A 12,825-nucleotide genomic window follows, 5' to 3' on the forward strand; every position below is an offset into this window, starting at 1 on the left:
GGAAAATCAGTTGGCATGCCGGCGGATTCCCGGTTCGCCAACGATACGTCGGAACGTAAAGTTCAGCCGATTGTAGCGAGGAATTTGCCGTGTTTCCCGAGAAGCTTCTGCTGCAGCGCGGTCCAATTCCTCATGCACGGCTTCCAATGCCAGTTCGCCGGCTGTTCCATGTTCGGAGCTGCCCGCCGCGGCCGCTTCGCACAACGCTTCGAAACCGGAAAACCCAAGCTGCGATAAGCTTTTTGCGCTGTAATGGCGCACCCACCATTGCTCGTCTGTCAAGCTTTGGACCAGCGCTTCGAGCTGCGACTCCAACTGCTGCCAGCCTGCGGTTTTGACCGCGGCTGCGCGAATCTCCCAATCGGGATGGCGAATCAGCTCGCCGATCCGCTCGGATGACAACAGGTGGGGGTATTGCAGCAGCAGATGGGCTGATTTGATTCTGATTTCTTTATGACCGGACAACAGATGGGGTTCAAGAGCTTCGAACGCTTCCGCTTCAATGCGTCCCGAAAGACCGGTCAACGCAATGAGCAGCAGCGTTTCATCCGTTTCAATGCGCAGCAGCCGGGCATATAAAGGCGCCGTATCCAGAGAGGAAGAGGCGGCGATATCCGCGATCAGCCGCCGCGCGTCGGGATGATATTGGGCCAGCAGACGCAGCAAACGGTACAAATCGTCAAGCGAATCCGCGCATTTGGCGGCTGCGCGCGCAACGACAAAAGCTGTCGGCTCGCCGCCTTCTTGCTCCAGCAGCTTTAACAGCTCGCCGGTGCATTCGGGAGGGCGCATGACGCCCAGATGATAGGCGGCTTCAATGCGTTCTCCGTGTTTGAAGCTGCGCAGCCGCCGAAGCTCCAGCTCCACCAGCCCAAGCTCCCGGCATAATGCCGTGAGCTTGTCCCGGTGAGAACCGCCGATCGTCTCAATCCACTCCAGCAGCTTGGATTGAACGGCTTTGAGCTGGAGCGGGTTCAGCCGGCCGGGCGGCGGGAGCAGGGGGGCCGGTCCGTCGATGTTGGCACTGAGATAGGCGAAATAGTCACGCTGCTGTTCCAGGTTTGTTTGCATCCGGTCGGCAGAGGCGGCGTACCGGTTTCGCATGGCGAATAAGGCGGCGAATCCTCCGGCAATCGCCACGCCCAGCACGATCAGCACCGTGTCGGCCTGTTCGATAGGCTCCATCCACATAGAGTAGCTCCTCCTTTACTTCATCGTCTTTTTGCTTGTGTAGGCTAGATTATTCAAAGTTATTCAACGGTTACGCTTTTCGCCAAATTGCGCGGTTTGTCCACGTCGTTGCCGCGGAAGGAAGCGGCATAATAAGCGAGCATCTGCAGCGGAACGACCGCCAGAGCCGGCGTCAATAAAGGATGGGTGCGAGGTACGTAGATGACCTGATCCGCGACTTTTTCAAGCCCGGTACAGCCTTCCAAAGCGAGAGCGATCACGTAAGCGCCGCGTGCTTTCACTTCTTTAATATTGCTTGCCGTTTTTTCCAGCAGCTCCTCTTGCGTGGCTAAAGCAATAACCGGCGTGTTTTCTTCGATCAACGCAAGCGAGCCGTGTTTCAGCTCACCGGCGGCATAAGCTTCGGAATGAATATAGGAAATTTCCTTCAGCTTCAGCGACGCTTCCATCGCCAAGCTGCAGTCGAGTCCGCGGCCGATAAAAAACAGGTGATCGTTCTCCGCTATCCGTTCCGCGACTTGCCGGATCGGATTCATGTTTCTCAGCATGGAGACAAGCTGTAAGGGCAGCTTTTCCAGCATGGCGATCAGACCGGCTATTGCGGTATCGTCCAAAGTTTTCAACGACTGGGCCATATACAGGCCAAGCAAATAAAAAGCGATCAACTGGGAGCTGTAGGCCTTGGTCGAAGCGACGGCGATTTCGGGGCCGGCCAGCGTAAACAGCACATCGTCCGCTTCACGGGCTACCGAACTGCCAATCACATTGGTGATGGCCATGACGCGTGCGCCCCAATATTTGGCTTGCCGCATGGCGGCTAACGTGTCAGCCGTCTCTCCCGACTGACTGACGGCGATGACAAGTGTGTTTTCGCCGATCACGGGCATGCGGTAACGGTATTCGGAGGCAAGGTCGACTTCAACCGGGATGCGGGTCAGCCGTTCGATTACGGTTTTGCCGATCAGCGCGGCATGATATGCCGTACCGCAGGCGATAAGATGAATGTGCTTCAACTGCCGGACTTCCGCCGAAGTGAGCGCAATGTCGGGAAGCACGATTTCTTGGCCTGCGTTGATCCTCCCCCGCATCGTGTCCTGGTAGGCGCGGGGCTGCTCGTGGATTTCTTTGAGCATAAACGTGTCGAACCCGTTTTTTTCCGCCCTCATCAGATCCCAATCGATCCGCAGCAGTTGCTTGGCGATGAAGTTGCCCTCCAGTGTCATCAGCTCGACTCCGTCGCAGGTCAACACCGCCATCTCGCCGTCGTTCAAAATGTAAACGTCGCGTGTATGCTCCAAAATGGCTGGAATATCGGAGCCGATGAAGTTTTCTCCATCTCCGACCCCAATGATGAGCGGACTGGCCCAGCGGACCGCCACAAGCTTGTCCGGCTCGTGCTCGGAGAGCACCGCGATGGCATAAGCGCCGCGTATTTTGCCGACCGCATGCCTTACTGTTGCGGCTAAATCCCCCTCATAATGATGGGCGATCAGATGGGAGATCACTTCGGTGTCCGTTTCCGAAACAAAACGGTATCCGTGCTGCTCCAAATCTTCCTTTAGCTGCAGGTGGTTTTCGATAATCCCGTTATGTACAACGGATATTTTCATGTCGTTGTCGGTATGCGGATGCGAATTGGCATCCGAAGGTTTCCCGTGGGTAGCCCAGCGCGTATGGGCGATGCCGGCGAACCCGGCAAGCGGCTGCATCTTCAGCCGGTTTTCCAATTCGCTGATCCTTCCTTTCGCTTTGCGCAGCCGAAGCCCCGCGTTTGTATGAATCGCTACTCCGGCGGAATCGTATCCGCGATACTCCAGTTTTTTTAATCCTTCCAATAAAATATGTTGCGAATCACGGGCGCCGATATAACCGACAATGCCGCACATGCACATTCCTCCTTCAAATTGTATGGTTCAAATCCTTTTCAGCCGATGCCGCCTAAAATATCTCGTTCGCTTTAGTTCTTTATAACGAACGATACCAAGCAGTATAACGCATAAATCGTCAAAATAAAAATCAGAAAACTTGGATTATTCCTTTTTAACGAACAAAATTCGCTGTTATCCTAGGTTATACTCCAAAATACGGCGCAATACCGTTCTTTATACAGAACCTTTTGTTCGTTATAATGTTCTATGCAGTGGAGGGAGCTGCGCTAACCATACACGTAACCGCACCTAAACGATGAAAAAGGAGGTTTGTTCATGCCTCAAACCAAAGCGCATGTCAAGCCGGAAGGCTGGGAAAGCCAGCCGCTCGCCGTCCGCTACCTTGCTCTGATGCGGCCGCGGCAGTGGACGAAAAACTTGCTCGTATTTGCCGCTCTCATTTTTTCCGTCCGTCAGGCGGATCTGCACATGTTCGGTCAAGCGTTCTCCGGTTTTGTGTTGTTTTGTCTCGTATCCAGCTGTGTGTATGTGCTCAACGATTACGTCGACCGCGATCGCGACCGTCTGCATCCGGAGAAAAAGCATAGGCCGCTCGCTTCGGGATCGATTCATCCGCAGACGGCGCTGCTTTTCGGTTTTGTGCTGCTGGCGTCCTGCCTAGTGCTGGCCTTCCGCTTCCAGTTTGCTTTCGGTTTTGTGCTGGCCGTTTATTTTTGCATGAATGTGTTGTACTCCCTGCGGCTTAAACATGTCGTCATCTTAGATCTGCTTATCGTAGCGTCCGGCTTCGTGTTACGCGCGGTAGGCGGCGGGCTGGTCATCGGCGTGCCGTTAACGCCGTGGTTTCTGTTTTGCACGATGCTGCTGGCGTTGTTCCTGGCGATCGGCAAACGCAGGCACGAGCTCGCCTTGATGCAAAGCGGATCGGGCGCGCACCGTAAAGTGCTGGAATCGTATTCGATGGAAATGCTGAATCAAATGTCGGGTATTGTGACAACGGCGACAATCATGAGTTACGCGTTGTTTACCTTTACCTCGGGGCATACGATTCACTTGATGTGGACGCTTATTTTTGTGCTTTATGGGATGTTCCGCTACTTGTATTTGATTCATATCGAAGGAAAGGGAGGCCGTCCGGAGAAGCTGCTGCTGGAGGACAAGCATATTTTGCTGACAGCCGTGTTGTTTGCAAGCTCCGTAGTTTTCCTGCTGTTGTTTTTTAAGCAATAGGGTCTGCCGGCAAGCATTGCGCAAATAAGCGTATAAGGGAGGAAATACTGCGGTGATCCATTATTTATGGTTAATCTTATCCGTACTGCTTGGAGCCGCGGGGCAGGTGCTGATGAAATGGGGCGTCAGCTCCGCGAAGCCGGCTGGTGCGGAAATGTGGTCTTGGTCCGCCGTTTTGGCTTATTGGCCCGTTGCGGCAGGACTTGCCTGCTATGGCTTCAGCTCGGTGTTCTGGCTGTTTGCGCTGCGGAAATTTCCGCTGAGTACCGCATATCCGATGGTCAGCCTCGGGTACATTCTCGTCATGGTGCTCGGATTTTATTTATTTCAGGAATCGTTATCGATGCAAAAATGGTTCGGCGCCGCCTTCATTATGTGCGGAGTGCTGCTTATTGCGCGTGCCTAGACGCATCAACAAAGGCGCATATAGGCGCCGTGAACAAAGGAGGGGATCGCCGTGGGAATCAACGCCGGTCTGCTGTATCCGGCGCTGCCTTTTATAGCATGGCTAGTGTCGGGTACGCTGAAATATGCGGTGAACCGGATGCTTCACGGGCAAGATGCCCGCAAACTGATCGGCAACGGCGGCTTTCCAAGCACGCATACGTCGGTTGTTTCTTCGGTGGCGATGCTGATCGGCTTTCATGAAGGCTGGGGAACGCCAATGTTTGGCCTTGCGGTGGCCCTCACTTACATAGTGATGATTGATGCGGTGGGAATACGCCGGGCTGTTGGCGACAATGCGAAGCGGCTTAATAAGTTGACTCGCGAAATCGCCGGGGCAAGCGAACCCGCGCTGCGTGAACGGCAGGGACATACCCGGCCGGAAGTGCTGGGTGGTCTTGGCGTGGGCACGCTGCTGGGCTGGGTTGCCTCGCTGCTGATTGGATAAAACGAAACGGCATATGGAGTTTGAAACATATCGGATATAGGGGGTGGCACTATGAATAATCGAATCGCCTGTACGGCAACGGTCACCGGCATGACCCTTCTGACTTTTGTCGCAGCCGCCTTTATGGTGCCGGCGCTGCTGTTTTTGACCGGGTTGCCGATGTCGTGGGCAGATCTTTGGCTTGCGGCGGGGCTTGCCGTTGCATTTGCCTGGTTCGCTTCAAAAAAACTGGCGGCTGAGGGGCATATGGCAGTTTTTGCCATTTCGGCTGGGCTGAGCGCGCTGCTGTTTGTTTGCGGATTTATCGTCTGCGGCTGGTTCTACGATTTGTCCTACGACGGGCAGGCGTATCACCAGGAGGCGATCATTCATCTGGCTGAGGGCTGGAATCCGGCCTATGATAAGGAGCTTGCCGTGCCGACGGGGCAAAGCCTGTGGATCAACCATTACGCCAAAGCGGCGGAAATTGCGGCGGCTTCCGTTTATATGGCGACAGGCCATCTCGAGCAAAGCAAGCTGATTAATCTGCTCGCCATCTTTGCATCCGGCCTGCTCAGCGCTGGCGCGCTGCTGGCTTTAAAACCCGGGAACCGGATATCCGCTTGGGTAGTGGCGGCGCTGCTTGCGCTGAACCCGGTCAGCGTGTACCAGTCGTTTACTTTTTATGTCGACGGTCTGCTCGGCTCGCTGCTGCTTTGCTTGCTTGCGCTTGGCTGTCTGGCATTTGTCCGCCCCGGGTGGCTGACGCTTACGGCATACACGCTGGCAATGATTATGATTATGAACATTAAATTTACCGCGATCGCTTATGCCGGTGTGTTGACCGTGGCGCTGCTTGTCGCTCTTTATATGAGCGAGCAGTTCGGCTGGCTCAAACGGCTGTTCCGTATCGCAGCGGTCGGGGGGATTATTGGCGCACTGATCGTCGGGTACAACCCTTACGTCACCAATACGCTCCACTATGGGCATCCGTTTTACCCGCTTGCCGGCGAAAACGCGATTGATGTGGTGAAAAATTTTACGCCGCGGAATTTGGAGCGCATGAACCGCTTCGAGCAGGTCGCCGCCTCATATTTCGCCGAACCAATGGGCAACGATACGGCCAAAAAACCGACGCAGTTCCGCTGGCCGTTTACGTTCAGCGCCAAGGAACTGCCGACTTTTGCCGAAACGGATGTCGCGGTTGCCGGCTTCGGGCCTTTATTCAGCGGCGCGCTTCTCTTGGCGCTGCTGGTGTTGGCGCTCGCCTTCCGGCGGCGACCGGCTATCGCTTTGGCCGCAGGCGGGGTGATCGCCGCGCTGGCGGTTTCCTCGTTTATCAACCCGGCGGCTTGGTGGGCCCGGTATGTGCCGCAGCTATGGATCGTGCCGCTGATTTGCGTGTGGCTTGCTTTTTGCCTGAAGGGTTACCGGCTGCTGCAAGGCGTCGGCGTCGCTTTGGCTGTTGTCATTGCGGCGAACGCTCTTCTGGTCAGCGGCTCGTTTGTCGCGAATCAATGGGCCTGGAGCGGGCAACTGCGCACGCAGCTGGCTGAGCTGAAGACGGTACCCCAACCGGTGAAAGCGGAATTTACGTACAGCTGGTCCAACCGGGAACGGCTGAAGACGTTTGGCATCGCATTCGAAGAAGAGACGCCGCTGGTTTGCAGCTCCGAGAAGGTGACGTTGTTTAAGTCGGGCACCACGCTTTGCATCGATAAGGGAGCCATGCAAGCCAAAGCGCAGTAGAGAGGTGAAATAATTGTCATGCACGTTGCAATCAATAAAAAAATAATGCTGGCGCTGCTCATAGTTGTTCTGCTGGCGGTTTGCGCCGGGTTGTGGTTTTGGAGCTCTCCGGTGCGTGGTCTATTTACCAGCGGTGGCAAAAGCATTCCGGCCTCCGCTCTGCCGGTATTCGAAGAGGGCGGTGTCAAGCTAACCTCCGCCGCTAAAGAAGGTCATTTGGCGGTTTACGACGGGAAGGCATGGAAACCGCAGTTTTGGTCGGGCGTCAACATGGGCGCCACTACGCCGGGCCATGCGCCTGGGGAGCTCAGTCCGACGAAAGAGGATTATTTGCGCTGGTTTGCGCAAATGAAAGACATGCATGCGGATGTTGTCCGGGTGTACACGATACTGCCGCCGTATTTTTACGAGGCGCTGGCGGAATTCAACTCCGGTCGAACGGATCCGCTTTATATTTTGCAGGGCGTATGGGCGCCGGATGAACAGCTTGTCGGCGCGGACGGGCAAGGTTACGACGCGCTGCAGCCGGAGACGATCCGCTTGTTCGAACAGGAAATTCGCGACGCGGTGCAAGCCGTTCACGGGCAGTTGAAACGGAAAGCGGAGCCCGGCCACGCATCCGGCAAATTTACTGCCGATGTTTCGCCTTATGTGCTTGGCTGGGTGATCGGCACCGAATGGGATCCTTTCGCTGTGAAGGCGACGGACGATGCGCATCCCGGCATGCAGCCGTTCCGGGGCACTTATTTTCAGGCGGCCTCCGGCGCAACGCCTTTCGAAAGCTGGCTGGCCCAAATGATGGATGTTCTCGCGTTAGAGGACATGAAATACGGCTGGCAGCACCCGGTTTCATTCACCAACTGGGTGACGACCGACCCGCTGACGCATCCGAACGAGCCGCTTGACAACGAAGATATGGTTTCGGTCGACCCGATGCGTATTGCTGCGCAAGAAAGCTGGAAAGCAGGTTATTTTGCCTCTTATCACGTTTACCCGTATTATCCCGACCTGCTGCGGTATGAGGAAAAATATCAGACTTACAAAGACAGTGAGGGGAACGTCAACCCTTATGCCGGCTATTTGCACGATTTGCGCGAGCATCACCGCGGCATCCCGCTAATCGTCGCCGAATACGGCGTGCCAAGCTCGCGGGGGATGGCTCATTTTGGTCCGTTGGACCGCAATCAGGGCATGCATACGGAAAAAGAGCAAGGGCAGATCGACGCAGATCTGTACCGCAGTATCTACAATGAAAGCTTCGATGGCGCGATGTTGTTTTCTTGGCAGGACGAATGGTTCAAAATTACGTGGAACACGATGGAGCTCGACTCGCCGGTCGACCGCCGCCCGATGTGGCGAAATATGCTGACTAACGAGGAGCATTTTGGCGTGCTCGCGGTAGAGCCGGGGAATTCGGCGGACGATTTGGTCATATTGGACGGGAAGACCGGCGATTGGGACCGCCGCAAAAATACGGCGAGCCGGGATTACGACGGCTACAGCCTCACCGTCTCGCATGATGAAGCTTATTTGTACATGCTGCTACAAAGCAAAAACGGCGATTGGAAGCTGGAAGACAAACCGCTGTATATCGGTTTCGACACATTGGATGGAGGAAGCGCCAAAGCCGACAAAGCGCCCGGAATCACCTTCAGCGGCGGGCAGGAATTTGTCATGAAGCTCGGCGGAGGGGAAGATTCGGCGATCTACGCGGGAAGCGCGTACGATTACCACACGTGGATGTACGGTCACCAAAGCAAAATGATGCCTTGGCAGGAGGCGTGGTCCCATTCGGAAAACGGGCTGTTTCTGCCTTGGAGGCTGCCGGTCGGCAAACCGATGACGCTGCCGCAAACCAAGGAGCAGCTGCCTTTTGAAGATGTCGAGGTGGGCAAGCTGCACTACGGCACATCGGACCCAAGCAGCGACGAATTCAACAATTTGGCCGATTGGTATGCGCAAGGGCAGGTTATCGAGGTGCGTATTCCTTGGCTGCTGCTTGGTTTTACCGATCCCAGCACACATCGCGTATGGCGTTATCCTTATGAGGCCAACGGGTTCAAAATGACGGAAAGCAAGGCGGTCAAGGTAGAGCCGCATTTGTCCGCCAATCCCGATCCGCTGGATCCGGTCGCTTACAAATGGGATAACTGGAATAAGCCGGCGTCTCACGAACGGCTGAAGAAAAGTTATCCGCTGCTGCAGAAAGCGTTCGGCGAGCTCGGACAGCAGCCGCCCAAAGCGGCTTCACCAGGCAAAGTGGACGTCGCTTCGCCGCAAGCTGCGCAATAAGCGGTAGTTCCTCTGTACACCGCAGGCTGCGCAATAAACGATAGTTCCTCTTTACATCGCAGGCTGCGCAATAATTCGAAGTTTTTATTTTGAGCGTCTTCCGTTTTTATGTATAATAAAGTCCAGCAAGTTCATGAGAGGATGAGAAACAAGTGCTGGCAATAACGGGATACAGCGTGGAATTTGTAAAAGATCCGTTTGGCATCTTAACCGGCGAACGTTATGAGTTCGAGTTGGATTTGGATGTCCCGGAGGATGACGAGCTGCACTCCGAAGACGGATTGTATGCGAGAGTCATTTACCGTGTGGAGGAAGGCCGCAGCGGCATCGTGAAATACGAGCTGTACGAAAGAAGTACAAGAAAGTATGTCGATTTTGAGCTGGAAGATGAGGAATTGAGCCAACTCGCCGCATTTTGCGAAGAACATTGGCAGGAAGCGGATAAATAGACGAAGCGCAGACAAGCGGCGATTCGATCAACGAATCCGTGTAATGCCAGTGGCGGTTAAGCGGATTCCGCAAGACGCACCGCCCTATTTAATGGGTCAGAACCGTCGCCCGCACACAATCAACGCAAAGCGCAGAAGTACACCTTGCACAGTTAATCTAGACGGCCGGGCAACCGCGCCTCCGACAGCAAAAAGCTGGCTGCCCCAAGCAGCCAGCTTTGTTACGGTTATTTTGCTTTTCGTGCATACCATTTGCGCTTATGCAAAGAGATCGATCTGAATTTGCTGGAAAGCTTTTTGACGGTGCCCGGTGTCAGCTGCGCGGTACTTATGCCCGAGCTTTTGTTGAGCCATGTTTTAAACTTGATTTGTCCCGGGTTCTGGGAATGCAGGAAATTGCCGTACGTTTCGAATTCCGAGAAGGCAAACTGTTTTTTTCGGTTGAAATTGTTTAGAATCGCCTTGTACCAAGGAGTTTGGTGCCTGGCTTCGATCGCTTTTTTCAGCTGCACGACTTTGGCTTTTTCAAACAGCATATAATGCGCGACAAACGACTTGCTTGAAGAACGTTTTTTGCCAAGCAGCTTGCGGTACGTCACAAAATATTCAGGCTGGCTCCAATTCCGGTAAAAAAACACGGTTTTGCCGTTGGCTCTGAACGTATGCGGCCGCAGTAAAATCGTATCCGCATCGATTGTCAAATAGAACTTCCGGTTCGTTAATTTGGTGCTTCCCAGCTTTAACAGCTGCTGGTACATCCAGCCGGAGCGCTCCCATTTTGCGGAACTGTACCGGATATCCTTTTTGGTGATTGGAAGCACCGTGTTTTCATTGACAAACCTGCAGTTTTTGCGAGCGCACATCGCTTTGATCTTTTCACTTTCCGGCGAAACAACGATGATCTCTCCGATGGTATGGGTTACATGTTTCCGCACACTGTCGATGACAAGCGGAAGGGTGCCGAGATCTTTTTCGATGGCCGGAATGATGACGTCAATGACCATTTATTCAACTCCGTTTTAAAATTGACATAATAAAATCTGTAAGCAGAGTATGATGCCAGTGGGACGAAGGTGTGGGTAAAAGTTGAGTCGCGAGCATTCACGGCTCTATTTTTTTGCTGTTTTATGGTATGCTGAACGGAAGATGACCGGAGAGGAGCAATTACAAGCATGAAGGCTGCAATATCGGGTGAGCTGTTGCGGCAGCAAGGGGCGCAGAAAAAATTGACCCGGGGGCTCATTTTGCTGATGGCGGTTGCATGCGGCATGGCGGTCGGCAATCTTTATTACAACCAGCCGCTGCTTGCCGATATCGGCCGGACGTTCGGTAAGACGGCCCGGGAAATCGGCTTTGTTGCAATGCTGACGCAAATCGGCTATGCCATCGGTTTGTTTATGTTTGTTCCGCTGGGCGATATGAAGGAAAGACGCCGCATGATATGCCTGCTGCTGATCGCGGTGTCGGTTTCGCTGATCGGTGTGGCGACGGCCCAGTCGCTGCTGTGGATTTGCATCGCCAGCCTGCTGGTCGGCATTACGACCGTCGTGCCGCAAATGATCATTCCGCTGGCGGCGCAGATGGCGGCTCCCGAGGAACGGGGCAAAGTGCTCGGCACCGTCATGAGTGGTCTGCTGATCGGCATTTTGCTGGCCAGAACGGTATCGGGCGCCGTTGGCGGCACGTGGGGCTGGCGTATCATGTTCTGCATCGCCGCGGGACTTATGCTTCTGCTGGCACTTGTAATGCGGCTCATGCTGCCGGAGAGCAGGCCGGAAACAAAGCTGACCTATAGAGAGCTGGTTTCGTCGATCGGCAGCCTGATCAAAACCCAGCCGGTGCTGCGGGAGGCGTCGTTTATCGCAGCGATGCAGTTCGGCAGCTTCAGCGTATTTTGGACCGCGCTTGTATTTTATATTGAAGGACCGCCGTATCATTACGGCAGCCAGGTTGCCGGCTTGTTCGGACTCGTCGGGGCCGCCGGAGCATTGGCCGCGCCGCTCACGGGCAGGTTGTCCGACCGCTACAGCCGGAAAATGATCGTTGGCATCGTCAGCTTTGTTACGCTGCTGTCGTTTGCTTGCTTTTGGCTGTTTGGCTATCGGCTCTGGGGGCTTGTGGTCGGTGTAGTACTTCTTGATTTGGCAGTACAGGGCGGGCAAATCGCCAATCAGTCGCGGATGTACGCGCTTGTGCCGGAGGCGAGGAGCAGGCTGAACACCGTGTATACGGGGTCTACATTTTTGATCGGCTCGCTTGGTTCGGGGCTCGGCAGCTATACTTGGAGCGTATGGGGCTGGAACGGGGTTTGCGCGACGGGCGCAGCGATGGTTTCCGCCGGATTTATCGTATGGGCGATATGCCGCATCCGGGAACGTAAAATGCCAAAGGAGATTGAATTATCCGCATGAAATTAAATGGGCGGCTCGCGGCCGCTTTTATCGTCAGTTTGTTATGTGCAGCCGGCTTTGGGCTGATTGCGTTATTTGTAAGCAGCAAGCAAATCGCCGCATTCGATCAGACGTTGGTTTCGCTTGTTCAAGGCATGGAGACACCGGCTTTAACCCAAATCATGAAATGCTTCACAACGATCGGTTCGGGTAAATATTCGTCTATTTTGGCGCTGGCCATCGTTCTGTTTTTATATTTCGTGCTGCATCACCGCAAGGAGCTGATCTTGTTTGTTTGGGTGACGGGAGGAACGTGGCTTCTGAACGAAGGGCTTAAAGCGGTTTTTCAGCGCGCCCGGCCGGATATTCACCGGATTGTGCAGGCGACCGGCTACAGCTTTCCGAGCGGTCATTCGATGGCGGCTTTCAGCTTGTACGGGGTATTTGCTTTTTTGTTGTGGCGCCACATTCCTTCCGCCTTAGGGAGAATCGTGTTGATTGCTCTGAGCGGCATTTTGATTTTGATGATCGGGATCAGCCGAATTTATCTGGGTGTGCACTACCCAAGCGACGTGCTGGGAGGTTTTTTGGCAAGCGGCTGCTGGGTATTCCTCTCAGTCTGGATATTTCGCAGGTATATTCAGAAGGGGAGACAGCGCAGGCGGGAAATATACAAGAGAAGCAATTAACCCATATGTATGCAAAATGATCCAAAACCGGCACAGTTTGGCGATCTGGGAGACGGACAAGTATGTTGGATGGAG

The 12,825-nt window shown here is 54.3% G+C and carries 11 protein-coding genes; 8 read left to right on the top strand and 3 right to left on the bottom strand.

Translation table 11 applies throughout. The features are described from left to right. Positions 1–6: 6 nt before the first annotated feature. Entirely contained in the window at positions 7–1,191 is a 1,185-nt protein-coding gene (locus EYB31_RS29175; protein WP_131017011.1) for a HEAT repeat domain-containing protein, read from the bottom strand. Positions 1,192–1,250: 59 nt separating this feature from the next. Next, complete coding sequence (gene glmS / locus EYB31_RS29180; RefSeq protein WP_131017012.1) at positions 1,251–3,077, bottom strand: glutamine--fructose-6-phosphate transaminase (isomerizing); 1,827 nt, start codon at positions 3,075–3,077, stop codon at positions 1,251–1,253. A gap of 318 nt (positions 3,078–3,395) precedes the next feature. Here glmS and EYB31_RS29185 point away from each other — a divergent pair, with 318 nt between their 5' ends. The 6 genes from EYB31_RS29185 to EYB31_RS29210 all read left to right on the top strand — a co-directional run bounded on the left by EYB31_RS29185 (position 3,396) and on the right by EYB31_RS29210 (position 9,671). After that, on the top strand, positions 3,396–4,310 hold the full coding sequence (locus tag EYB31_RS29185) for a decaprenyl-phosphate phosphoribosyltransferase (protein WP_131017013.1): 915 nt from the start codon (positions 3,396–3,398) through the stop codon (positions 4,308–4,310). Positions 4,311–4,362: 52 nt separating this feature from the next. Further along, entirely contained in the window at positions 4,363–4,716 is a 354-nt protein-coding gene (locus tag EYB31_RS29190; protein WP_131017014.1) for an SMR family transporter, read from the top strand. Positions 4,717–4,767: 51 nt separating this feature from the next. Further along, positions 4,768–5,202 carry a divergent PAP2 family protein gene (locus EYB31_RS29195; RefSeq protein WP_131017015.1) on the top strand — a complete coding sequence of 145 codons (435 nt, stop codon included), beginning with the start codon at positions 4,768–4,770 and terminating at the stop codon, positions 5,200–5,202. 51 nt (positions 5,203–5,253) lie between these two features. Further along, entirely contained in the window at positions 5,254–6,930 is a 1,677-nt protein-coding gene (locus tag EYB31_RS29200) for a hypothetical protein (RefSeq protein ID WP_131017016.1), read from the top strand. 18 nt (positions 6,931–6,948) lie between these two features. After that, positions 6,949–9,222, top strand: coding sequence for a hypothetical protein (locus EYB31_RS29205; protein ID WP_131017017.1), 2,274 nt, complete (start codon positions 6,949–6,951; stop codon positions 9,220–9,222). 152 nt (positions 9,223–9,374) lie between these two features. Beyond that, positions 9,375–9,671, top strand: coding sequence for a DUF6509 family protein (locus tag EYB31_RS29210; protein ID WP_131017018.1), 297 nt, complete (start codon positions 9,375–9,377; stop codon positions 9,669–9,671). Positions 9,672–9,898: 227 nt separating this feature from the next. On the opposite strand, the gene EYB31_RS29215 is transcribed toward EYB31_RS29210, so the two are convergent. After that, entirely contained in the window at positions 9,899–10,675 is a 777-nt protein-coding gene (locus tag EYB31_RS29215) for a DUF6492 family protein (RefSeq protein ID WP_131017019.1), read from the bottom strand. 168 nt (positions 10,676–10,843) lie between these two features. On the opposite strand from EYB31_RS29215, the gene EYB31_RS29220 reads away from it, so the two are divergent. Both EYB31_RS29220 and EYB31_RS29225 read left to right on the top strand, forming a co-directional pair. Then, entirely contained in the window at positions 10,844–12,082 is a 1,239-nt protein-coding gene (locus EYB31_RS29220) for an MFS transporter (protein WP_131017020.1), read from the top strand. Beyond that, positions 12,079–12,750, top strand: a complete 672-nt coding sequence (locus EYB31_RS29225; protein WP_131017021.1) for a phosphatase PAP2 family protein — start codon at positions 12,079–12,081, stop codon at positions 12,748–12,750. Before EYB31_RS29220 ends, EYB31_RS29225 begins: the two co-directional genes overlap by 4 nt. Positions 12,751–12,825 lie beyond the last annotated feature (75 nt).

This window comes from Paenibacillus thalictri, assembly GCF_004307995.1.
GTDB classification, from domain to species: domain Bacteria; phylum Bacillota; class Bacilli; order Paenibacillales; family NBRC-103111; genus Paenibacillus_AF; species Paenibacillus_AF thalictri.